At 71.2% G+C, this 22571-nt stretch carries 19 protein-coding genes and 1 other RNA gene; 7 read left to right on the forward strand and 13 right to left on the reverse strand.

Annotation, left to right across the window (positions count from 1 at the left end; all coding sequences use genetic code 11):
* From FHS23_RS18560 to FHS23_RS18575, 4 genes are read right to left on the reverse strand one after another with little or no spacing between them, the layout of a single operon-like run.
* Window positions 1-2076, reverse strand: coding sequence for a magnesium transporter (locus tag FHS23_RS18560; RefSeq protein ID WP_183657540.1), 2076 nt, complete (start codon window positions 2074-2076; stop codon window positions 1-3).
* Window positions 2073-5078 (reverse strand): ATP-binding protein, encoded by a 3006-nt coding sequence (locus FHS23_RS18565; protein ID WP_183657543.1) that lies wholly within the window; start codon window positions 5076-5078, stop codon window positions 2073-2075. The genes FHS23_RS18560 and FHS23_RS18565 overlap by 4 nt, the downstream gene beginning before the upstream one ends.
* Before the next feature lie 3 nt (window positions 5079-5081).
* Window positions 5082-5597, reverse strand: coding sequence for a hypothetical protein (locus tag FHS23_RS18570; RefSeq protein WP_183657546.1), 516 nt, complete (start codon window positions 5595-5597; stop codon window positions 5082-5084).
* A 15-nt stretch (window positions 5598-5612) separates the two neighbouring features.
* Complete coding sequence (locus FHS23_RS18575; RefSeq protein ID WP_183657549.1) at window positions 5613-5879, reverse strand: hypothetical protein; 267 nt, start codon at window positions 5877-5879, stop codon at window positions 5613-5615.
* Between the two features lie 625 nt (window positions 5880-6504).
* Between FHS23_RS18575 and FHS23_RS18580 the strand changes: the two genes are divergently transcribed.
* Window positions 6505-7500: an ethyl tert-butyl ether degradation protein EthD gene (locus FHS23_RS18580; RefSeq protein WP_183657551.1), complete on the forward strand. Its 996-nt coding sequence runs from the start codon at window positions 6505-6507 to the stop codon at window positions 7498-7500.
* 15 nt (window positions 7501-7515) lie between these two features.
* On the opposite strand, the gene FHS23_RS18585 is transcribed toward FHS23_RS18580, so the two are convergent.
* The 5 genes from FHS23_RS18585 to FHS23_RS18605 form a co-directional block, all read right to left on the reverse strand.
* Window positions 7516-8220: a methyltransferase domain-containing protein gene (locus FHS23_RS18585; RefSeq protein WP_221219795.1), complete on the reverse strand. Its 705-nt coding sequence runs from the start codon at window positions 8218-8220 to the stop codon at window positions 7516-7518.
* Between the two features lie 31 nt (window positions 8221-8251).
* Window positions 8252-8674: RNase P RNA component class A (rnpB, locus tag FHS23_RS18590), an RNA gene on the reverse strand.
* 38 nt (window positions 8675-8712) lie between these two features.
* Window positions 8713-10002 carry a bifunctional RNase H/acid phosphatase gene (locus FHS23_RS18595; RefSeq protein ID WP_183657554.1) on the reverse strand — a complete coding sequence of 430 codons (1290 nt, stop codon included), beginning with the start codon at window positions 10000-10002 and terminating at the stop codon, window positions 8713-8715.
* Window positions 9999-10736: a CT398-like coiled coil hairpin domain-containing protein gene (locus FHS23_RS18600; RefSeq protein ID WP_183658010.1), complete on the reverse strand. Its 738-nt coding sequence runs from the start codon at window positions 10734-10736 to the stop codon at window positions 9999-10001. Before FHS23_RS18600 ends, FHS23_RS18595 begins: the two co-directional genes overlap by 4 nt.
* Window positions 10733-11602 (reverse strand): Nif3-like dinuclear metal center hexameric protein, encoded by an 870-nt coding sequence (locus FHS23_RS18605; RefSeq protein WP_183657569.1) that lies wholly within the window; start codon window positions 11600-11602, stop codon window positions 10733-10735. The genes FHS23_RS18600 and FHS23_RS18605 overlap by 4 nt, the downstream gene beginning before the upstream one ends.
* A gap of 342 nt (window positions 11603-11944) precedes the next feature.
* Between FHS23_RS18605 and FHS23_RS18610 the strand changes: the two genes are divergently transcribed.
* The 6 genes from FHS23_RS18610 to FHS23_RS18635 all read left to right on the forward strand — a co-directional run bounded on the left by FHS23_RS18610 (window position 11945) and on the right by FHS23_RS18635 (window position 17708).
* Window positions 11945-13327 carry an HNH endonuclease signature motif containing protein gene (locus tag FHS23_RS18610; protein WP_183657572.1) on the forward strand — a complete coding sequence of 461 codons (1383 nt, stop codon included), beginning with the start codon at window positions 11945-11947 and terminating at the stop codon, window positions 13325-13327.
* A 60-nt stretch (window positions 13328-13387) separates the two neighbouring features.
* The gene (locus FHS23_RS18615; protein WP_343054076.1) at window positions 13388-13876 is read left to right on the forward strand and encodes a low molecular weight protein-tyrosine-phosphatase; all 489 of its coding nucleotides are present in this window, start codon (window positions 13388-13390) and stop codon (window positions 13874-13876) included.
* On the forward strand, window positions 13855-14769 hold the full coding sequence (locus tag FHS23_RS18620) for a fructosamine kinase family protein (protein WP_183657575.1): 915 nt from the start codon (window positions 13855-13857) through the stop codon (window positions 14767-14769). Before FHS23_RS18615 ends, FHS23_RS18620 begins: the two co-directional genes overlap by 22 nt.
* Before the next feature lie 66 nt (window positions 14770-14835).
* Complete coding sequence (locus tag FHS23_RS18625) at window positions 14836-15756, forward strand: SURF1 family cytochrome oxidase biogenesis protein (RefSeq protein WP_343054077.1); 921 nt, start codon at window positions 14836-14838, stop codon at window positions 15754-15756.
* 182 nt (window positions 15757-15938) lie between these two features.
* Window positions 15939-16685, forward strand: a complete 747-nt coding sequence (locus FHS23_RS18630) for a M15 family metallopeptidase (protein ID WP_183657589.1) — start codon at window positions 15939-15941, stop codon at window positions 16683-16685.
* A 303-nt stretch (window positions 16686-16988) separates the two neighbouring features.
* The gene (locus FHS23_RS18635) at window positions 16989-17708 is read left to right on the forward strand and encodes a D-Ala-D-Ala carboxypeptidase family metallohydrolase (RefSeq protein WP_425501145.1); all 720 of its coding nucleotides are present in this window, start codon (window positions 16989-16991) and stop codon (window positions 17706-17708) included.
* A 65-nt stretch (window positions 17709-17773) separates the two neighbouring features.
* Here FHS23_RS18635 and FHS23_RS18640 read toward each other — a convergent pair whose 3' ends face one another.
* From FHS23_RS18640 to FHS23_RS18655, 4 genes are all read right to left on the reverse strand, one after another.
* Window positions 17774-18724 carry a cobalamin biosynthesis protein gene (locus FHS23_RS18640; protein ID WP_183657607.1) on the reverse strand — a complete coding sequence of 317 codons (951 nt, stop codon included), beginning with the start codon at window positions 18722-18724 and terminating at the stop codon, window positions 17774-17776.
* A 128-nt stretch (window positions 18725-18852) separates the two neighbouring features.
* Entirely contained in the window at window positions 18853-19839 is a 987-nt protein-coding gene (gene nudC / locus FHS23_RS18645) for an NAD(+) diphosphatase (protein WP_183657609.1), read from the reverse strand.
* The gene (locus FHS23_RS18650) at window positions 19836-21221 is read right to left on the reverse strand and encodes an insulinase family protein (RefSeq protein ID WP_183657612.1); all 1386 of its coding nucleotides are present in this window, start codon (window positions 21219-21221) and stop codon (window positions 19836-19838) included. Before FHS23_RS18650 ends, nudC begins: the two co-directional genes overlap by 4 nt.
* On the reverse strand, window positions 21218-22504 hold the full coding sequence (locus FHS23_RS18655) for a M16 family metallopeptidase (protein WP_183657615.1): 1287 nt from the start codon (window positions 22502-22504) through the stop codon (window positions 21218-21220). The genes FHS23_RS18650 and FHS23_RS18655 overlap by 4 nt, the downstream gene beginning before the upstream one ends.
* Between the last annotated feature and the right edge of the window lie 67 nt (window positions 22505-22571).

Genomic DNA, 22571 nt, shown 5'->3' on the forward strand with positions numbered 1-22571 from the left:
CTACCGCACCGCGCGGTCGGTGTCGCGGATGTCTTCCGGGCGCACCTCGAGCCCGCGCGACGGCCGGTACAGCACGTACACAGGTTTGCCGGCGACGAGTTCGCTGTCGGCGCGCCGGGGTTCCGGTGCGGTGGGCGCAGGCGCGGGTGCCGGTGTGGCGTGCGCACCGCCCTGTCCGCCGGCGCGGCCACCGTCGAACGCCCCCGGCCTGTCCATCCTGGACGGCACCACGAACGGGTCGGCGTCGTCGGGGCGGTCGATGCCGCGGTCGGTCACCGGCGCCGTGTCGACGCGTCTACTCGGCACGACCATCGGCTGCCGGTCACCCGGGGCGCGGTTCGGCGGGGACGTGCCGAACACCGGCGGTGCCGCCCCGCCGCCCGCAGGCAGCGCCGGGCTCGCACCGCCGCCCCGCTGCGGTGAGCCGGTCCAGTGCGACGCCGGGTGCGCCCCGGTCTGCGGACCGTCGACCCGCTCGGCGCTGGCCGCCACCGTCGTCGCCTCGGGACGGAATCGGCCTCCGGAGCGGGCCGCCGCGGAACCGCGCGTGGCCGAACCGCCCTCGGCTTCGTCGTCGCTCTTGACGGTCTGCCAGAACTCGTCCTGCGGCGTCGGTTCGGACGACTTCTTGCGGAAGCGTGAGAACAGCCCGCCGCCCTGGCTCGGCACGGCGGAACCGACGAGGCTGACCGACGTCTCGACCATCTGCCACAGCCGTCGCGCGGGCCGTCCGACGACGAACATGATGATCGTGACCAGGCCTGCGATCGCCAGCTGCACGACCATGTCCATGCCGGACGCGGCGAAGATCGCCTGCAACAGCAGCGCGTGGATGCCCGCGAGCACCGACAGCACGAGCAGGTTGAACGCCACGCCCCCGATGACGCGTCCGACCCTGCGCAGCACGTCGTGCTGCAGGATCGCGAGCAGTCCGATCAGCGGCGCGGTGAGCGTGAACAGTCGCACGAGGATCTGCGCCAGCAGCACGGCCAGCTTGGCGACGAGCTGGAACAGCGAGTACGCGAGGCTCTGCAGCATCGCGAGGAAGCCCGTGCCCGCACGGGAACCGTCCTCGCCGCTGAAGTAGCCGCTCGAGGCCTGCAGTTCCCCGGCGATCCGGTTGAACTCGGCCTTCTTCTCGTTGATGACGCTCTCGTCGCCGTCGTCGCCCGCGCGCATCTGGTCCCACGTGAACGCCTGCGCGTCCAGCAGGTCCGGACCGTACTTCTCGGCCTCCTCGTCCTGCTGGTCGTTGCCGAACGTGCCGCGGAGCCAGTTGTCGTAGACGACCTCCTCGTGCAGTTCGGTCGGCAGGATGTGCCGGACGACACGGTCCTGCTCCTCGTCGACGAACCCGGCCTGGATGTTGGTGGTCGTCTGGACGATCGCGTGGTCGATCTCGTCGTGGTACTGCAGCAGCGCCAGCGACGACGCGGCCAGCCACAGGCCGCCGATGGCGAACAGCGCCCGCTTGCTCACGGTTGCGAGGTCGCCGCGCCAGATGTTGCGGAACAGGAAGATCGCCAGCAGCAGCGCCGCGAGCCCGAACAGCTGCGCGTACACGTTGTTGTAGACCGCTTCCGCACCCTGCGAGACGGCCTCGGTGAGCGGCTGGAGCACGCCGCCGTCGAGGACCTCGTAGTGGAGCGCGTTGGTCGCGCCCACGATGTTCTTGGCGACGTTGAACAGCTGATTGCCGAGCCACGTGTCGACCGTCGTGCTCGGGTCGGTCATGCCGAGCCCGCCGCTGTCGCAGTCATGGACGTGCCAGACCATGCCTGCGTAGCTGTAGTCGGCGTAGACGCTGCCCGCCTCGCCGTTGCCCTCGGGGTTGTCGATCGCGCCGACCATGCCGGAACCCGGCCGTTCCGGGTTCGGCGCCTCACAGCCGGAGCCGCCGGGCTGCGCCTGCGCGGGCGAGGCGAGCACGGCCTGGCACGCCAGGATCGCGACCGTGGCCAGCATCGCCGGTCCGCGCCGCGCCGCCTGCGGGCGCCCCGGTTCGCGGCGGCGGTTGCGGCCGCGCAACCACACCCACCCGCACACCAGCGCGGCGAGCACCGTCATCGTGATCATGCGGCGTCCCTGCCGGTGCCGTTCTTGCCCCGTCCACCGGCGCGGGCGGGCTCCTGCCGTCCCTCGGCGCCTGCGTCGGTGTCGCCACGGTCGGCATCGCCGTCGAAGGCGGTGTCGTTGTCGAAGGAGCTGCCGTCGAAGGCGGTGTCGTTCTCGAAGGCGGTGTCGGACAGCAGCTGGTCCTCGGTCAGCCCGACCTCCAGCTCCGCGGCCAGTTCGAGGTCCTCTTCCTCGGGCTCGTCCTCGGGCGGTGTGGGTACGGCTGGCGCGGCGGGCCGTTCGGCGGTGCGGTCCGGGTCCCCGGACACGGTCTGGCCGGCGGCCTGCGGTTCGGCCGCGGGGGATTGTGCGGGCCGGTCGGGGGCCGATCCCGGTGTGGTGTCGAGGGCCTCGCGCAGCTGCTGCAGGTGCGGGCCGGTGAAGTCCACGCGGATGCGCTCCACCCCGCCTGCACCGTCGCCGAAGATGAACTGCCGAGGATCGCGGTCGCGTTCGGCGTCGCGCTGCCCGCCGGGACGGCGACCGAGCGCGGACACGACCTGTTCGTACCCCGCACCCACCGGCACCTTGAGCAGTCGCAGCGCGTCGGCCTGCGCCTCGTCCTCGTCGAGCCTGCCGACGAACACCGAGTCCAGCAGCGCGACGAAACCCTGGATGCGCAGGAAGTCCGCGGGGATCTGCGAGGACAGCAGCACCCGGACGTTCCACTTTCGCGAGTCACGTGCGAAGCGGTTCATCAGCACCCGGCCCGTCGGCACCTCCGACAGGAAGAACGCCTCGTCGATCCACACGCCCTTGCGTGCCGACTTCGGCTTGTCGTAGACCGAGCGCGCCGTCAGCCAGGCGGCGAGGTTCATCATCTCCACGCCGAGCGCCTCGGCGTCGGTCCAGTGCTCCCTGCCGACGCCCTCCTTCGGCAGCGTCAGCCCCGCCATGGTGAGCACGGTGAGCCGGTCGTCGCGCTGGTCGGTGTACGGGTCGGCGTCCGCCTCCGGGATGAGCAGCGACATGCGTTCGCGCAGCTCGTCGAGGAAGTCGGCGACGACGACGGCGTGGTCGTGGTGCTCGCTCGAGTCGCGGCGCAGCGCGTCGATGACCTGGCCCGGGTCGGCGTCGTGCCGCCCGCCGACCATGCGGACGGCGCGCAGCAGCACGATGCGGGTCTGCGGCATGCGCGCGACGTCGTAGGGCAGCACGCCGGTGAGCACGTCCAGCACGAGGCGCCGTCGAGTGGCGCCCGCGAGCGCGCGTTCCCTGCGCCAGGACCGTTCCGGGTCCTCCTCGTCCATGAAATGCTCGAGCTGCGGCTCGGCGACGACGCGATACGGGTTCAGGATGCCGGGCTGGGCGTTGAGCAGGTTGATCGGCCGCGCGTACGGACGCAGTTCGGGCAGTTCGCACAGTCGCGACAGCGGTCCGGACGGGTCGAGAATGGTCCAGTGCGCACCTGCGCGGAGCGTCTTGTAGACGATGCCGCCGCCGAGGAACGACTTGCCGCCACCGAGCCCGGCGACGATCGACGTCAGCCCGGAGCCGTCGCGGATCTCCTGCGCCATCCACGGGTCCCACGCGACGGGACGCCGGGTGGCGGTGCAGGTCTCGCCGAGCAGGATGCCGCGGCGGTCGCCGACCTCGGCGGTCGCCGTGGGCACCGACGAGGCGGCCCAGACCACCGAGCCGCGGCGTAGGTACGCCCCCGAGGACAACGACTCGCCGGGGATGAACTCCCTGGCCAGCGAGTACTGCGCCTCGGGGTGTTCGATGGCGATCTTCGGCTTGTACAGGTCGAGCAGCTGCTGGGCGAGTTTGAGCGCCTCCCGTTCGGAGCTGCCCGACACCGACATGCGCCACCACGAACGCACCCGCGTCGCCAGTGCGGTGAAGCCGGACGTCATCTCGTCGTCGACCTCGAGCACCCGCGAGGCCTGCCGGGCCAGCGACTGCGGCGGTTCGAGTTCGTGCTCGTCGGTGTAGTGCTTGACCTGCGAGCGCACCTTGTTCATCTGGCGCTGCAGTTCGCCCGCGACCTCCTCGGGTCTGCGCACGTAGATGCGTGCGGACCACTCCACGGGTGCGGGCAGACGGTCGGCGTGCTGCACCCACGGGTCGTCGACCTCGGGGATCTGCAGGCCGTGCATCTGCCCGACGGTCAGCACGGCGACGTGGCGTTTGACGCCGGCGTTCGACCCGGTGCGGCCGCGGACGGTCACGGTCGGCGCGTACGGATCGGCGTGGAAGTCGGCGGCGTCGGTGAAGCTGGCGAGGTCCTCGGGCTCCCACGTCGACGTCGGCACGGTGGGCATCGTGCGCGGCGCAGGCAGGCCCAGCGAACACGACCGGTGCATCAGCCAGGACATCTCGTCGGCGCTGACCGGCCTGCCCTCGAGGCCGGACGAGCCGATGACCCCGTCGAGGTGCTCGACCTCGGAGTCGAGGGCGGACAGCTCCGCGTCGACGGCCTCGGGGATGATCTTGCGCAGCAGCGGGGCGGCCCGTTCGACGGCACGGTCCATGACCCGCCGGGTCTGGACCTGCACGCCGAGGTAGACCTCCTTCTCCGCCATCGACCGGCCCATCAACTGCTGTTGCTCGCCGACGAGGTAGTCGTCGAACGACTGCGCACCCGGCACGTCGGCGGGCCGGTCGTGGGCGTTGTGCACGTGCGCCTCGGCCCACATGCGGATCGGGTACGGCCGCGTCGTGACGCGCAGGTGCATCCACCGGCCCTGCAGCTCGGCGTATTGGCCCGCGATCGCGGCGATCAGGTCCTGGCGCTGCGAGTCCGACCGGAACGACCAGCGTTGCGGCGCGAGCCGGTACCAGGCATACACCTCGTTGCCCGTGCGCAGCAGGTGTCCGTCGATCGAGCGGGCCGCGATCGACGGCGTGTACGTCGGGATCGCCTGTTCGCCGGGCAGTCTGCGGCCCCGGCCGTCGGTCTTCGTCGACGGTGCCGGCTTCGCGGCTTTCCTGCTGGTGCCGCTTCGGTCGCGACCGAACAAGGCCTACCTCCCGACCGGCGCCGGCATACGGCCGGTGCGCCGGTGCGCTCGTGCTGTGCTGTCTGCCGGTCGGTGTCCGGACACGGGCCCACCCGGTCGGACCGGATACGCGGACCCTCTGGGGCGAGCCCCGCGGGTGCCGCGTTTGTGTTTCGGCAGGGGGCGCTCCGCCCGAACCTTGATCTTGCTCGCGCTGGCGGCGCCGCCGTCCGCGCGGGTCCTCTCCCTCGGGCTCTGCAGCTCGCGCAACCACATGGCGAACACCGCCGACAGCGGGCGTTCGTGCGTGATCTTCGCGGTGATCATCCGGGTGAGCGCGATGGCGAGGACGAACGCCCACGCAGTGCTGAAGAACCCGAAACCGATGCCGATCTGCCGTTCGATGCCCAGGATGACCAGGAACATCGGAATTCCGACGCCCCACGCGACGTACCGGGCGCGCCACGGGAACGTCGCCTTCGGCGGGCCGAGCCAGACGGCGTCGACACGGTAGATCTCGTCGTCGGTACGAATGCGCACGTCCGCGAGCCCCGGTCAGCCTGTGAACAGGCCGGCGAGCCACTCGCCGACGTCGACACCGAGCCCGCTGACGGCGAGTCCGATGAGCGCGAGGGCGATCACGACGCCCCCGAGCCTGCGCATCACGCCGGCATTGTCGCCCTTACCGCCGCCCAGCCAGAGCAGCAGCAGCGCGACGGAGAGCAGCACGAGCGGGACAATGTTGTCGAGGAGCCAGGTACGGACTCCTCCGGTGCCGAGCTCGCCTTGCTGCGCCAGAGCCGCAAGCGTCATCGTGGTCATCGCCTACTCCCGAGTGCCTGGAGTGTGTGGTGCCGGTACGGATGGTCCGTACCGCGCGGGTGGTCCAGCACTTCCCGTGTTCGAACAACATCATGGCGTGACGAGGTGTGGCGGTCAAAGACCCGTACACCCGCAGCGCGACCCCGAAGGGAGGGTCCCGCTCCTGGAGGCGTCACGAGCGTGCACGCCCACCTCGTCCGTCCTCCATCATCGCTGCCCCGACGTCCAGGGTTAACGGTGACCACCCGGTTTTCCTAGTGTGCGGATGGCCTCACTCACACGCGCCAATATCGACCTCACGCTGAGTTCCGCCGTACCCGGTAACGCCACGGAGGCGCCGGCGCGACAAGTGAATCATGACCCGTTCGGCCGTATCACAGCGCTCCACCGTGTAAAGGCCCTGTGTAGACCTCCGAACCAGACGATCCAGCCGATCCGGTGACAACCGGACCGGGCGCGGCGCTCGTCCCACCGATCGGCCCCACTGTCAGTGGTCCGGTCCCCCATTCGGGTCGGTTTGGACCGGAAGGCGGCGCCTGCTCCGGGCGTCGTGAGTCCCGTCCTGTCGCCCGGTGCCACAGTTGCTCGTGCAGGCACATCCGCCGACGTCGGGGGACACGACGCCATGGCACGTGAAGGCAGCAGCAGCGCCGGATTCGGCAGCACCGGGTCCGGCGGTACAGGGTCCGGCGGTACAGGGCCCCGTGGTACCGCGGACCTCGAGAACGCCGCCGAGCTCGCCCTGACCTCCTTCTGCTGGTGGCGGGCCGATCTGCCGCGCGAGGTGTGCGAGACCTACTGGCGCGACGTGCACGGGACCATGTTCGCGCGTGCACCGGGGCTGTGGCAGTACCGGCAGTTGCGGCTGGGTCCGCCGCGGCAAGGGCTGTGGCCGGAGGTGCCCGGCATCGCGTTCGACGCCCCGGACGCCCCTCGGCCTCAGGGGATACCGCACGGCCTGTTCCTGTCGGAGGCGGATCTGCGCGCGTTCGGCGAGCATCCCCTGCCGAGCCGTGTCATCCCCGAGGACGCGCGCAACTTCATCGGTCGCATCGGCGCGCTTCTCGCGCCCACGGGGTCCGGCGGAACGCTGGTCGATCGTCTCGGCGAACCTACGCCGCAGGGCGCTCCGCCGGTGCCGACGTTCGCCGTCTGCCTCGCCGCGCACGAGGAAGCGCCCGTCAACGAGGTGCATCGGGCGCTCGTCGACGTGGCCCGGGAGTGGAGCCGTCACCCCGCGGTGTTGCGACTGCGTGTCGAACCGCTGCCGCCGTACGAGCGGTCGGCGATGAGCTCCCCTGGTGTGCCGTGGCAATGGCCGACCGACACGGCCTACCTCGGGTGGATCGAACTCGCGGTGCGCACCGAGACGGTGCCTACCGATCTCGCGACCGGCGGGAGCCTGGCCGACGCCGCCCGAGTCATCCGCGAGGTGCACACCTATCCGATCCGCGAGGTGTACACCCTCATCTCCGCGGGCCGTCCGACGGACGTGGGCCTGCGCGGGTATCCCGCGGCACGGACGATCAGTGACGTCGGAGCAGCCAACCAGAGCGACGACGACGTGTTGACGCTGCTGTACGGCGACGCGGTACGCGGTATCGACCAGCTCCGCTCGTGACCCGGCCGGCCACGGTCAGGCCTCGTCGCGAGGTTCCCGCCTGGCGACGAGGGCGGCGTGGGGGCGGTGGCCGGGATCGTCGCGGGTCTCGATCTCCTCGACGTGGAAGCCCGCGTCGGTGAGGAGCCGCGACATCTCCTCGACCGGCCAGAAGTAGGCGGTCGTGACGGCGTGCGCGAACGGTTCGACCCGCGCGCCGTCGACCTGGCGGAACATGCCGAGCAGCAGGCTGCCACCGCGCTGCAGGCAGCGCGCGAACTCGGCGAGAACGCCCGGTACCGCATCGGGCTCGGTGTGGATGATCGAGTACCACGACAGGATCCCGCCCACCGATGCGTCCGCGACGCCGAGCGCCTCCAACCGGGCCACGCGGAACGGGTTGCCCGGGAACCGCGAGCGGGCGATGCCGACGAACTCCGGCACGAGATCCACGCCTTCGACGCGGGTGTATTCGTGGGTGCCATCGCCGCGGGTGCCATCGTCGTCGGTGCCGTCGTCGGTGCCGTCGTTGGTGATGCTGCGGTTGGTGATGCTGCGGCGAAGGAAGTCGGTCCACTGCCCGGGTCCGCACCCGGCGTCGATGATCCGGCCGTCGACACCTGCGGCCCAGCGGGCGACGAGGTCGCGGTCGGGATCGGCCATCAGCTCGGGCGCACAGGCGAAGTCGGCGTACTCGACGGCCCGCCTCCCGTATGCGTCACGTACGTCAGCCGCCGGCACGCGCCACCTCCACCCTTTCGAACACCGTGGGAGGACGAGTTGGCATGTAAGCCGGATTCTGTTCCCACGGCCGGGCCGTGGGCGGCGACCATCCATCTCGGCCTGCCGTTGCCGACAGGCTCCAGCGGTCTACCCGCAGGCCTCGGACGGGCAGCCCTCGAACGCCTGCGCAGGAGCCCTGAGGCTCCCTCTTGACCTTGCTCCGGGTGGGGTTTACCGAGCCGTCCCGGTCGCCCGGGACGCTGGTGGTCTCTTACACCACCGTTTCACCCTTACCCGACCACTGCGCCGGCGCCACCGGCACCGGCTCAGTACCGCCGGGCGGTCTGTTTTCTGTGGCACTTTCCCGCGGGTCACCCCGGGTTGCCGTTAGCAACCACCCTGCCCTGCGGAGTCCGGACTTTCCTCGAAACCGCGCCGCGTGGCGCGGCGTCGCGGCCGCCCTGCCAACTCGTCCTCCGGCCCAGGTTACTCCGTACCCCTCGACGGGTGTCACCGAAGGTGGGACACGTCGTTGACCAGGCGGACGCTGGCGTTGCCGTCCGGGTAGAAGTCGGCGATCGACAGCGACGCCGGGTCGAGGTGCAGCCGGAACAGCAGGGACGCGCCGCCGTCGAGCGCCAGGCGGAGCAGCATCTTGATCGGCGTCACGTGGCTGACGACGACGACCGTCCGCCCCGCGTACCGGCGGAGCAGCTCGTCGTGGGCCTGCCGGACGCGGGTGTACACGGCGTCGAAGCTCTCCCCGTCCGGCGGCGGCACCGACGTGTCGCCCATCCACCGGCGATGCACCTCCGGGTCGCGCTGTGAGGCCTCGGCGAACGTCAGCCCCTCCCACGCGCCGAAATCCGTCTCCCGCAACGACTGCTGCGTCTCGACGCGCGTACCGAGGGCGTCGGCCACGGCCTGCGCAGTTGCCGCGGCGCGGGCGAGCGGCGACGCGACGACCACGGGGTCCGCGTCGGCCACACCGTCCATTCCGGCCAGCCGTTTCGCGACGGCCTGCGCCTGCCACCGACCCGTCTCGGTCAGTGCGACGTCGCCGAGCCCGGAGTAGCGGCGGTCGACCGACATCTCCGTCTGACCGTGCCGGACGAGCAGCAGCCGCGTCGGCGTGCCCGTGGCGCCGGTCCAGCCCGTCGGTGCACGGTCGGACTTCGCGGGCTCCTCCGACGCGGCGGGCTCCGACACGGCAGGGGCCGGCCTGGCGGGTTCGGCCAACGGCAGCGCGGTCTGTTCGGCCTCGGCGACCGGCGCCGACGCGGGCCCGGGTTCCGTGGCGGGCTCCGGCTTCGGTTTCGGGTCCGGCTTCGGGTCCGGCTTCGGGTTCGGCTCCGGCGCGGTACGTCCGACGGGCTCGGTGGTGCCGACGGCGGCCTGGGTGTCCATGGCCTCGTTGGCGAGCCGATCGGCGTAGGAGTTCTTCGCGCGCGGAATCCACTCGTACGTCACCCGCTCGAACCGAGCCGCGAGGTCGCGAGCCTCGAGCGCGAGGGGCTGCAGCGCCGTGTTCTTGATCTTCCAACGGCCGCACATCTGCTCGACGACCAGTTTCGAATCCATCTTGACGTCCACAATGGATGCACCGGACGCCGCCGCGGCCTCGAGCCCCGCGACGAGGCCGCTGTACTCGGCCACGTTGTTCGTCGCGGTTCCGATGCCGACCGCGCGTTCGGCCAGCACTTCGCCCGTGTCGGCGTCCTTCACCACCGCGCCGTACCCGGCAGGACCGGGATTGCCGCGCGAACCACCGTCGGCCTCGACGACGACATGTCTGCTCACAGGCCGGACTCCCCAGTACGAACCAGGATCGCGCCGCAGTTCTCGCACGTGATGACGTCGTCGTCCGCCGCGTTCTTGATCTCCGACAGCTGACTGCGGTCAAGCTCCAGCTTGCACGCACCGCACTGCCGCGAGCGCAGCAGTCCGGCGCCGATCCCCCGCTGCTCGCGGACCCGGTCGTACGCCTTGAGGAGCGCCTCCGGGAACTTCGGCGCCAGCGCGGCGCGGTCGGCGTCCCGGCGGGCCTGCGTGGCGTCGAGGTCGGCGAGCACCTCGTCGCGCCGCGTCACCGCATCCTCGAGGTCCTGCTGCGCCTTGTCGACCTCGGCCGCGGCACGCTGCACCTCGATGTCGGCCGCCTCGCGCCGTTCCATGAGCTCCAGCTGGTCGTCCTCGAGAACCTGCTGCCTGCGCGCGAGCGTCTCCAACTCGTGTTCCAGCTCGGTCAGCTGCTTCGCCGCGGCCGAGCCGGACTCCATGAGCTTGCGGTCGCGGTCCGCGCGGGCGCGCACGGATTCGACCTCGCGCTCCTGCCGCGTCACTTCGCGTTCCAGATCGGACGCCGACGTCTGGGCGGTCACGAGTGCGTCACGCTTGTCCTGCAACGTCTTCTCGATGCCTTCGATCTCGGCCAGCTCGGGCAGGTTCCGGCGCCGGTGGGCGACGCGCGAGAGCTCCGCGTCGACTTCGGCGAGGTCCAGCAACTCACGCTGCAGGGACGGGTCTGCCTTCACTTCGTACTCCCGTTCGCTCGGACGTTCCACGGGTCGGTGCACCGCGTGGAGACGTGAACCTCGACGTTACCCGTCCCGCCGATCACCTCGGCGGCTTGCCCGCACCACGGCCACTCGCTCGCCCAGTGCGTCAGACCCACCAACGCGGGGACCGTGCCGGGCTGCTCGAGGTGCTCGCCCGCGGGGTGGTGCCGCAGGTCCGCCGTCACGTAGGCGTCGACGCCCGCCGCGGTCGCCGTGTCGAGGAAGCCGTCGCCCGCACCGCCTGAGACCGCGACCGTGCGGATCGGACGCTCGGGGTCCCCCGCTCCGTGCACCCCGGGGGTTGTGGCGGGCAGCGCCGCGCCGACCCGGTCGACGAACGTCGCGAAGGATTCCGGCTCCGACAACTCGCCGATGCGGCCGAGACCGGTGTCGGCCCCGTCGGCGTGCGGAACGAGAGGGCGCCGCACGTCGAGGCCGATCACCGCGGCCAGCGCGTCGGACACGCCGGGGTTGGCCGAATCGGCGTTGGTGTGCGCACAGAACAGCGCCACGCCCTCACGGATCATGCGATGGACGAGCGAGCCCTTCGAGGTGTCGGCCGGGACGCCGTGCACGCCGCGCAACATCAGTGGGTGGTGGGCGACGATCAGCTGCGCACCGATCTCCAGTGCCTCGTCGACGGTCGCCGCGACCGGGTCGACACAGACGAGAACCCGTTCGACGCGGTCGGCCGGGTCGCCGCACACGAGACCGACCGCGTCCCACGACTCCGCGAGCTCGCGCGGATACGCCGTGTCCAACGCGGCGACGATGTCGGCGACACTCGGCGACGCCGGACCACCGCGGCCGGAGGTACCGGAGGTGAGGCTGGTGGCGAACATGTCGCGATCCTCCCATGCACCCCCTGACGCGCAGCCACGCCGCCGTGAGCACCGGCAGCCCCCTTCCCGGCGCCCCCGTCCCGGCGGGATGGCGGGGCACTCGGCCAGGCGACACCCGATCGGCCCTGACGTTCGGAACCGTAAGTCTCGACAAGGCCGGGCGGCCGCGCCGAGCCGTCCCAGGTCGAGGGCGACGGCCCGCCTTCACGCGCCGTCGAGGACGCACGAGTGGTGACATTCGTTCGCCGCCAGCAGGGCCACAACGGTTACCGCCTGAAGTCGGGCAATACCCGAACAGGTGTTCGACACCCGGGGTGCGATATGGCTAGCGTCGGACGGGTGATGGATGGGGCAGCAGAGCTGGACGAGATGGTCCGCATCGAACGGGACATCGCACGGCTGCACGCACGATTCGTGGGCGCCGCCGCGCGATTCGTCGCCGTACGCGGGTGCACGGACGAAGCAGTCGCCGAGGTCGGCGTCGCGCTCGGATGGACGGGACGGGTTGCCCGGCAGCGACTGGAACTCGCCGAACAACTGACCACACGACTACCGCACACCCTCGACGCACTGGCCCGCGGCGAGATCGACCTGGTCAAGGCCTCGAAAGTCGCCGGGCCGACCACCGCGCTCGCGGACGAGCCCGCGAAGCACGTCGACCGACTCGTCGCCGACAGGCTCGACGGCGCAACCGCAGGCTCCGTCCAACGGCTGGTCAAGAAGACCGTGATCGACATCGACCCCGAAGGCCAAACCGAACGCGCCCGGCACGAACGCGCCCAACGACACCTTCGACTCAGCCACGGCGACGGCAGCATGGCCACACTGGCGGCCGAACTTCCCGCCGAACAAGCTCAGGCGGCGTATGCGCGCATCGACACCGCAGCTCGCACCCTCCGCAGGAACGGCGATCGCCGCACCCTCGACCAACTTCGCGCCGACGTCTACGGCGACCTTCTACTCGGCCACACCGTGTCCGCGGCCGACGTGCCGACCGCACCGGTCCCGGCAACCCCGTCAGCCACGAGAGCGGACGTGTTCGTCCACATCGACCTGGCCACGCTGACCGGCCTGGCCGACAATCCCGCCGAGCTCGCCGGACACGGCCCGCTGCCCGCCTCCGTCGCACGAGCCATCGCACACAACCCGACGTCGACCTGGCGGCGAATCGTCACCGATCCGCACACGGGCGTACCGCTCGACGTCGGACGCACCCGATACCGGCCACCCCGGGCCCTCGCCGACTACGTCAAAGTCCGCGACCGCACCTGCCGCTTCCCCGGATGTCACCGTCCCGCCGACAACGTCGACCTGGACCATGTCATCCCCCACCGCTGCGACGGGCCCACCTGCGCGGCCAACCTCATCGGGCTCTGCCGACACCATCACCGGGTCAAACACACCCCGGGCTGGACGTTCCGACTCGAGCACGACGGCACCCTGCACATCGCGACGCCCACCGGGCGCCACATCACCGCCCCGCCGCCGCACGAGAAAGACCTCGGCACCGAACGAGACGGACCCGCACCCGAAACACCGTCACCACCCGGCCCGCGGGAACCGCGTCGACGCCCCGAGCCACACACCGGTCGCAGGCCACGCGGGAAGACCCGCCGCCGCGGCGGACGCCGCCCCCGCGCGGACACCACTGCAGCTGCACACGACCCCGCCGCCCGGCCGACCGAACCCGACGAGCAGAGCACGGCGGGCGACACCTGTCCCTGACGACTCCCTGACGACAGGCGGGAGTACGAACACACCGGACGGTTCCGGCAGACTGAGACCGTGACGGACCAACAGCACCCCGACGGCAACCTCCACATCTGCTTCGTCTGCACGGGCAACATCTGCCGTTCCCCGATGGCGGCGCTCGTGTTCCGGCAACGCCTCGAGGACGCGGGGCTCGCCGACAACGTGACGGTCACGAGCGCCGGCGTCGGCCCGTGGCACGTGGGCCAGCCCGCGGACTCCCGCGCCCGCGCCACCCTGCGCGGCTCCGGCTACGCCGACGACCACATCGCCGCCCAACTCGGCCCTGCCCACCGGGACGCCGACCTCTTCGTCGTCGCCACGAAGAGCCACCTGCGCGACGTCACCGAGTTCGCAGGCGACCCGGACCGCGTCGTCCTACTACGCACCTTCGACCCGTCGGCACCCGCCGACGCCGAAGTGCCCGACCCGTACTACGGCGGCGACGACGGCTTCACCGACGTCCTCGACATGATCGAACGCGCCATGCCGGAGTTGATCTCATGGACACGCACCCGACTGTGACCGCCTACGACGCGATCGTCCGCCACACCGGCTCCCAGCCCACCGACATCCGACCACTCGGGAGCGGCGCGGTCGTCGCACGCCTCGACGACCGGGCGACCACGGTGGTCGCCAAGCCCGCAGCCGGCCCGAACGCCACCGCAGCCGAGGGCGCAGGCCTCCGCTGGCTCGCCGAACCGGGCGACCTGCCCGTGCCCCACGCCCACGGCTGGGACGACGACTGGCTCATCCTCGACTACATCGAACCCGCAGGCCGCTCGCCCGCACCCGCCGCTGCCGAAGAATTCGGCCGCCATCTCGCCGCCCTGCACCTACGCGGCGCCCCCGCCTTCGGCGCCGCGCCGCCCGGAGGGCCGGTCGACGCCTGGATCGGCCTCGCCCCGATGAGCAACAACGGCGGCGCCACCAAGCCCGACACGACCTGGGCCACGTTCTACGCTCGGGACCGCATCGAGCCGTACGTACACACGGCCGTCGACCAGGGAGTCCTCGACACCGACGAAGCCACCGTCTTCGACACGGTGTGCACGCGACTTCCCGACCTGCAGCCCGGCTCCGAACCACCGGCCCGCCTCCACGGTGACCTGTGGACCGGCAACGTCCACTGGAGCACCGACGGCAGAGCGTGGCTGATCGACCCGGCGGCCCACGGCGGCCACCGCGAAACCGACCTCGCCATGCTGCGCCTGTTCGGGGCACCACGGCTGGACCGCATCCTCGGCGCGTACGCCGAGGCCGCCGAGCAGGCGGGCCGGCCACTCGAAGCCGGCCACGAAGACCGCGTCGGGCTGCACCAGCTGTTCCCACTGCTCGTGCACACGGTGCTGTTCGGCGGTGGCTACGCGCGCCAAGCACTGACCGCGGCGCGACAGGCTCTGGACGCCGCGGGCTGAGACGCACGCCGCGCAAGCCACGACCACTCGATGAGCCGTTCGCGCTCGACGCCTACCGTGGTGGGTGTGCGGTGGAGATTCCTGCTCAAGCCCGGCTGGCTGGCGTTGACGGTGGTGGTGTTCGTCTTCGCCGCCCTGAGCTTCACCGTGCTCGCCCCGTGGCAGTTCGACCGGCACGAGGAGCGCACCGCGCGGAACGACGCCGTGTCCTCGTCCACCGCGGCCCGCCCGCAACCGTTGGCGGAGGTGCTGCCCGGCGACACCGCCCCGGACGGCCGCACAGAGTGGCGACGCGTGATCGTCGAAGGCACGTACCTGCCCGACGACGAAGTGATCGCGCGGCTGCGCACCGTCCAGGGCGAGCCGGCGTTCGAGGTGCTCACACCCCTGCGCACCACCGCCGGCCCGACGGTGCTCATCAACCGGGGCTTCGTGCGGCCCGCCAACGACACCGGAGTGCCGGACTTGGAGGCCCCGCCGCAGGGCCGTGTCACCGTCGAAGCCCGAGTGCGCGCCGACGAGAACGATCCGTCGAACCGCGACGCGTTCGCCGACGAGACCACCGGCGGCAGGCTGCACTCGTACTCGGTGGATTCGAAGGTCGTGGCGCGGGCGACGGACCTGGACATCAAGCCGGGCTACTACCAGCTGGAGCCGGGCGAACCGGGTGTGCTGACGGCCCTGCCACTCCCTCAGCTCGAAGCCGGGCCGTACTTCTCGTACGCGCTGCAGTGGATCGCGTTCGGCGCGATGGCCCTGCTCGGGTGGCTGTACTTCACGGTCCGCGAAGCTCGACCGGGCGGTGTTCTCGCCGACTCCGACGCAGCAGAGTCCGTCACGACCGGGTCGGCCGACGACGCCGAGCCGGCCACCACCGTGTCCACCGCGGCGGCGGACACGAGCCGACGTAAGCAGCCGGGCAGGCAGAAGCGCAAGTCGGTGGCGCAGATCCTCGCGGAGGACGACGAGGCCGACGCGCTCCGGTGAGCGACGGCTGCCGGTAACCGCTGCGTGCCCGTTCCGTGATGAACGGACGGACATTCCCCACCTTTCGCCCATAACCTTCGTCGGTACTTTTCACCGACCGACCAAAGGACCGGGACAAGTCGGGCAGATTGCCCTCGCGTGCCGACTCCGAGCGCGGCACCAGGACAACCTGCGGAGGTCCCATGCGTAAACGACTCTTCTCCCTGCTGGCCGCTGCGGCTGTTGCAGCGGCCGGCCTCACCGCCGCGACCGCGGTGGCGACGCCCGCCCCGGCCAGCGCCGCCTCGTGCTACGAGTGGTCGAGCACTCTCTCTCGCGGCGACAGCGGCGCTGCGGTGAAGGAACTGCAGATCCGTGTCGCCGGTTGGGTGTCGTCCGGTGAGCACCTCGCCATCGACGGCCAGTACGGCCCGGCGACCGAGGCTGCCGTCAAGCGGTTCCAGTCGGGATACGGCCTGGCGGCCGACGGTGTCGCGGGTTCGCAGACGTTCGGGAAGATCTACGACCTGACGTCGAGCGACTGCACGCCGTCCCACTTCTCCTATTCGGAGTTCGACGACAACTGTGGTGCCAACAACTTCAGCGGGGGCGCCGTGTCGGCGTCGACGGCGAAGGAGAACACCCGCCGTGTGATGTGGCAGCTGGAAGCGATGCGCCACAAGCTCGGCGACCAGCCGATCGGTATTTCGTCCGGCATCCGGAGCTACTCGTGCAACAGCTCGGTCGGCGGTTCGTCGTCGAGCCGCCATCTGTACGGCGATGCTGCGGACATGGGAATCGGTGGAAACGTGCATTCGCAGTGCACGCTGTACCGGGCCGCATGGGAGGCCGGTTTCACCGAGATCCTCGGGCCGGGCTACCCGGGTCACAACGACCACGTCCACGTGGCCAATGACCCGAGTCCGTTCCGCAGCGCCCCGAACTGCTGACGGTCACGTCCTGCGGGACGGGGGTGGTGTCCGGTTCCGCACCGGGGACCACCCCCGTTTCTCGTGTGTCCCGAAGCCGGCGCGTTGGACCGTCGCGACCGGGGCGCGGTTCCCCCGTGTGCCACGGAGCCGACTTTCGCACCCCGCCGTCGGTAGGTATCGACCGCAACGAATGGCATTCGGTTAATGATTCACGCCAAGGTGTCCGGCAGTGCCGACAGCGCTACCAGTGCCGCTGGTGCCGACCGGTCGGCACGTCGGAAGACACCTGGAGGTGCCATGCGTAACCGTATTCTTTCCGTGGTGGCAGCGGCGGCGCTCGCTGCCGGTGGCCTCACGACCGCGACCCTCGTCACTCCGGCGACGGCCGCCGCCGACGGCTGTTTCACGTTCGAGAGCGATCTGTCGGAGGGCGACAGCGGATCCGCGGTCGAGGAGCTGCAGGTCCGGGTCGCCGGATGGGTGAGCCACGGCGAACACCTGGCGATCGACGGCGAGTTCGGCGCGGCCACCGAGGCCGCCGTCGAACGGTTCCAGTCCGGCTACGGCGTCCCGCAGTCCGGCGTGGTCGACGCCGAGACCCGTGAGGTGCTGCACGCACTCGGGCAGGACGACTGCACCCCCGAGCACTTCACGTACTCCGAGTTCGACGAGAACTGCGGTGCGAACAACTTCGAAGGCGGCATGGTCGACGCCGCCACCGCGAAGGAGAACACGCGTCGAGTCATGTGGCAGCTGGAGGCGATGCGGCACAAGCTCGGCGACGTGCCCCTCGGCGTCACGTCCGGTTTCCGTAGCGTCTCGTGCAACGACTCGGTCGGCGGGTCGCCCTCGAGCAGGCACATGTACGGCGAGACGGCCGATCTCGGCATCAACGCGAACGAGCACTCGCAGTGCACGCTGTACGACGCCGCCCACGAGGCCGGGTTCACCGAGATCATCGGGCCGGGCGCGGAGGGCCACAACGACCACGTCCACGTGGCCAACGATCCGAGTCCGTACAGCTCCGCACCGAACTGCTGACGTCGGACGAACGCGCGCGGGCGGCGGGCAACGCGTGTGCCGGTCGCCCGCGTGCGGGGACGTGCCTATCGGCGTCGGCGCCTGCCGAGGCTCGACACGGCGGCGAGCACCGCGGACACGCCGACCGCGCACAGTCCGACCACTCGGGACAGTTCGACGGCGCGCGTGACGTGACCGGCGTCGGGGTTGCGCCCTGCGCCGAGCACGGGCAGCTCCGCCACACCGCGCGGGTACACGGTGCGGCCGCCGAGGCGGATCTCGAGTGCCCCGGCGAACGCGGCTTCGGCGCGCCCGGCGTTAGGGCTCGGGTGGGCGGCCGTGTCGCGCCGCCATGCCTGCCACGCACTGGGCGCGGAGCCTCCGACGATCGGTGCTGCGGCGGTGGTCAACGTGGCCGTGAGCCGTGCCGGTGCGAGGTTCGCGACTTCGTCGAGTCGCCGCGCGACCGGGTCGGCCGAGCGCGTCGAGGCGATGTCGAGCTCCATTCCGGCCCGCCTGCCGAGCACGGTGACGGTGCGGGCGCCCAGCATTCCGGGGAGCCCCGCCACAGCGCCCCAAACGAGTGGCGACACCACGGCGTTCGAGGTCTGGTCCGCGACGACTTCGATCGCGGCACGGGACAGACCTGGCAGGTCGAGGTCTTCGGTGCAGCGCGGGTCGGCTGTCGCGATGCGCGCGCGGGCGGTGTCGAAGTCGCCGCTTTCGAGGTCGCGGGCGAGGTCGGTGCCGTCCGCGGCGATCCGCGCTCCCCCGAGGACCGACCACGTACCCGCGGCGACGGCGAGCGTGCGCAGCAACCGGTGACGAGCCGTGACGCGTTCGGCCAGCACGCCCGCTGCGACGGCGCCGGCGGTCACCGCGGTCGTTGCCGCGGCGGTTCCGATGCGCCGGGCCAGCGCGTCGGCAGCGTCCGGCAGCACGGTGACAGGACGCGACGGAGCGGCGCGACGCGGCTCGCCGACCAGACCGTCGGCAACCACCCCGAGCAGCAATCCGACGACTCGATGCGCACTCACGTTTCCCGAAACCCCCAAACCCGGTGAAGCTACGCGGCAGCCTACCGAGGCGCGTCGGCCCGAGTCCCGGGGTCCGGCGTGGCCGAGCGGCGAGCGGCCGGGTGTCCGTAGCCCTCGCCCGGTGTGCGCTACTGCTCCGCGGCGGCCCACGAACGGAGCATCACGGACGCGATCGATGTGGTGCCGGGGAGCATCAGTTCGTCGTGCTCACCGTCGAACGCCGCACGCACGTCGGCGCGGCTGAACCATCGCGCCTCCTCGATCTCCCCGTCTGCGGGCGTCAGGGCGGCACCGCTGACGGTCCGCGCCGCGAAGCCGAGCATGATCGACCGCGGGAACGGCCACGGCTGGCTGCCCAGGTAGCGCACGTCGCCGACCTCGACACCGACCTCCTCACGCACCTCGCGTTCGACGCAGCCTTCGAGCGACTCGCCGGCCTCGACGAATCCCGCCAGTACCGAGTACCGCTTCGGCGGCCACACGGGCTGACGCGCCAGCAGCACGTTCGCACCGTTGACGCCGATGTCGTCGTGCACCAGGCAGATCACCGCGGGGTCGGTACGCGGGTACTCCTCGTTCCCGCACCCGGTGCAGTGGGATGCCCAGCCGAACTGCACCCGGGTCACTTCCGACCCGCACCGCCCGCAGAACCTGCCACGGTGGTGCCAGTTCCGCAGTGCTTCCGCGGTCGTCAGCAGACCCGCCGACGTGTCGTCGAGGAGGGCGCCGTGCCCCCGCAGGTCCAGCCACGCCTCGTCGGCACTGACCGGAACCTCCTGCCGCACTCCCCAACCGCCGTCGAGTTCGATCGTGTCCGATTCGGACGGCGGGTCGACGGGCAGCATCCAGTGGTCGACGCCGTCCCATTCACCGAGGAACGACGCCTCGACGGGCGGTTCCCCGGCGAACTCGGCCGCCTTCCTGGTACTCACGGGTGCCTCGCCGGAGTCGACGGCGTCGAGCCGCACCGGTGTCCTGCCCCAGCGGTCGACGACCACGAGCCGCGCGTCCGGCCAGCGTGCGGTGAGGCGTTCCGGATCGTTCCGCAGTGTCTCCTGCCGGTCCACTGTGGACCGGGACAGCGCCGGAACCTCCCCGAGCTCGAACGGCCTCACGGTTCCGGATCCGCGACGCGCACGCCACCGAGGGCCTCGAGCTGCGGCCCGAGCACGTCCGCATCTCCTACGACGACACCGGTGAAGCGGCTCGGCGCGAAGATCTCCAGCGCCACCTCGGCGACCTGTTCGGTCGTCACGGCGGCGAGCCGCTCGGGGTGCCCGAGCAGCCACTCGAGGTCGAGGCCCACCGCGGCGAGGCCGATCAGCTGGTTCGCCATCCCGGCCTGCGACGCCGATCCGATCAGCAGCGTGCCCGTGGCATACTGCCGCACGGTGTCGACCTCGGAGTCGGTCGGCGGCACGAGCCCGAGCCTGCCGAGTTCGTACCGCGTCTCCAACAGCGCGGCTGCGGTCACGTCGCTCGCGGTGTCGGCGTCGACCTGCACGGTCGCCTTACCTCGGGTGAACTCGAATCCGGAATGGGCGCCGTAGGTGTAGCCCTTGTCCTCACGGATGTTCTCGACGAGCCGTGACGAGAAGTAGCCCCCGAACGTCAGGTTCGCCAACTGCACCGCCGGGTACCGGTCCGCGGTGCGCGGCAGGCTCTGCGCCGACAGCCGGATCTGCGACTGCACGGCGCCGCCGCGCGGTACGAGCACCAGGTCGCCGCCGGCCAGGTCGGGCAGCTCGGGCAGCTCGCGCGCCACGTCGTCGGAACGCCAGCCGTCCAGCGCCCGTTCGACGTCGACGACCGCGGACTGCGGGTCGATGTCGCCGACGAGCACCAGCACCGAGCCCCGCGGCAGAACCGCGGCGGGGTGCAGCGCGCGGACCATGCCCGGCGTCACCTGCTCCACGTCCTCGGGACGGGGTACCTCGCGGGTGAACGGGTGGTCGCCGTAGCGCTGCCGCTGCAGCGCCTCGCGGGCGATCACGCGCGGCTGGGTGCGCGCGACGGCGAGGCGTTCGACCAGCCGCGCCGCTTCCCGTTCGACCTCGTGGTCGGCGTAGGTGGCCTCGGTGAGGATGTCGGCGAGCACGTCGAGCAGGGTCGGCAACCCGGTCGCCAGCGCACTCGCGGAGACGGACAGGTGCTCCGGGTCGACGGCCACGCCGAGGTCGCCGCCGATGAGCGCCAGGTCGGTGTCCATCGCGACCCGGTCACGGCGACGCGTGCCCGTGGCGATGGTGTCCGCAAGCACTTCGGCCGTCGCCGTGTGCATCGGGTCGTCACCCGCGAACGGGATCGCCATGCGCAGCTCCGCCATCGGCGAACCCGGCTTGCGCACGGCCAGCACACGCAGGCCGTTGCCGATCTCGGTGTCGACGTGCTCCGGTGGCGTGGCCGTCCGCTGTTCGCCCAGCTGCGGCAACTCCCGCGGGCCTGCCGGGGTCCGGCCGATCTCCTCCGCGGTCCGGTGGGTCTGCGATGCGGTCACTGGGTACCTCCCTGCGCGGGCTCGACGAGAAGGACGGCGCGCGAATCGGGCCGCAGGCCCTTCGCGGCGTGCGACACCTCGTCCGCGGTGACGGCGGCGATGCGGTCGGCGACCTGGTGCATGAGCGCCGCGTCGCCGTAGAGCAGTTCGAACGAACCGAAACCGAGCGTGCGGTTGACGAGCCTGTCGTGTTCCGCGTGCAGCATCGCGCTCCACCGAGCCGTCACCCGCGCCAGCTCGTCGCTGGTCGGCGGCTGCGCGGCGAGCGACTCCAGCTCCTCGTCGACGGCACCGAGGATGCTGTCCACGCCGACGTCGGGCGTGTGCATCGCGGTGATCGAGAACGTGTCGGGATCGCGCGCCTCGAACGGTCCGAACAGACCCGCGCCCGCGTTGATGTCGGTGACGAGCGGCTCGCCGTGCACGAGGCGCTGCTGCAGGCGGGAACCGTCACCGTCGACGAGGACGCTGGCCAGCACGAGGTGCGCCAGGTAGGCGTCGATCTCACCGACCGGGTCGGGCATGCGGTAGCCGACGGCCAGCGCGGGAAGCGGGGCGTGCGGGTCGACGTGCGTCTCGCGGATCTCGCTGGTCGGCCGGGGCTCGGCGAACGACGGCCGCTCGGGCCTCGGGCGTGCGGGCACGTCGCCGAAGTGCTTCTCGATCAACTCGCGGGCCCGGTCGACCTCGATGTCGCCCGCGACGGTGAGCACCGCGTTGGCGGGCGCGTAGTAGGTGTCGAAGAACGCGGCGCAGTCCTCGAGGCTGGCCTGCTCGAGGTCGGTGAAGTCGCCGTAACCGTTGTGGGCGTTGGGGAACGTGTCGTACAGCACCGGCGGCAGCAGGATCCACGGGAATCCGCCGTAGGGCCGGTTCAGCACGTTGAGGCGGATCTCCTCCTTGACCACGTCGATCTGGTTGGCGAGGTTCTCGGCGGTCAGCTTCGGCGCACGCATCCGGTCGGCCTCGAGGAACAGCGCGCGCTCCAGCGCCGCGGACGGCAGCACCTCAAAGTAGTCCGTGTAGTCGGGGTGGGTCGACCCGTTGAACGAGCCTCCGCTGCCCTGCACGTGGCGGAAGTGGGCCAGCTTCTCGAGGCTTTCGCTGCCCTGGAACATCAGGTGCTCGAACAGGTGCGCGAAGCCGGTGCGGCCTTCGGGTTCGGAACGGAAACCCACGTCGTAGTGCACGCTGACGCCGACGACCGGGGCGCTCCGGTCGGGCGCGAGAACCACTCGCAGGCCGTTGTCCAACGTCAGTTTGTGGAGAACGGGTTCGGCCATGGGGCCACCCTACGGGAGGCGCTCGCGTGTTCACGTCGCCTTCACCGGTATCGGCACCTCTGCCGGG

It is taken from the genome of Prauserella isguenensis (assembly GCF_014191605.1).
Classification (GTDB): Bacteria; Actinomycetota; Actinomycetes; order Mycobacteriales; family Pseudonocardiaceae; genus Prauserella; species Prauserella isguenensis.

Bases quoted from the DNA above. Each gene is read 5' to 3' on its own strand.
- FHS23_RS18560 (WP_183657540.1), bottom strand. From the start codon at position 2,076: ATGATCACGATGACGGTGCTCGCCGCGCTGGTGTGCGGGTGGGTGTGG.
- FHS23_RS18575 (WP_183657549.1), bottom strand. From the start codon at position 5,879: ATGACCACGATGACGCTTGCGGCTCTGGCGCAGCAAGGCGAGCTCGGC.
- FHS23_RS18580 (WP_183657551.1), top strand. From the start codon at position 6,505: ATGGCACGTGAAGGCAGCAGCAGCGCCGGATTCGGCAGCACCGGGTCC.
- FHS23_RS18605 (WP_183657569.1), bottom strand. From the start codon at position 11,602: ATGTTCGCCACCAGCCTCACCTCCGGTACCTCCGGCCGCGGTGGTCCG.
- FHS23_RS18610 (WP_183657572.1), top strand. From the start codon at position 11,945: ATGGATGGGGCAGCAGAGCTGGACGAGATGGTCCGCATCGAACGGGAC.
- FHS23_RS18620 (WP_183657575.1), top strand. From the start codon at position 13,855: ATGGACACGCACCCGACTGTGACCGCCTACGACGCGATCGTCCGCCAC.
- FHS23_RS18630 (WP_183657589.1), top strand. From the start codon at position 15,939: ATGCGTAAACGACTCTTCTCCCTGCTGGCCGCTGCGGCTGTTGCAGCG.
- FHS23_RS18655 (WP_183657615.1), bottom strand. From the start codon at position 22,504: ATGGCCGAACCCGTTCTCCACAAACTGACGTTGGACAACGGCCTGCGA.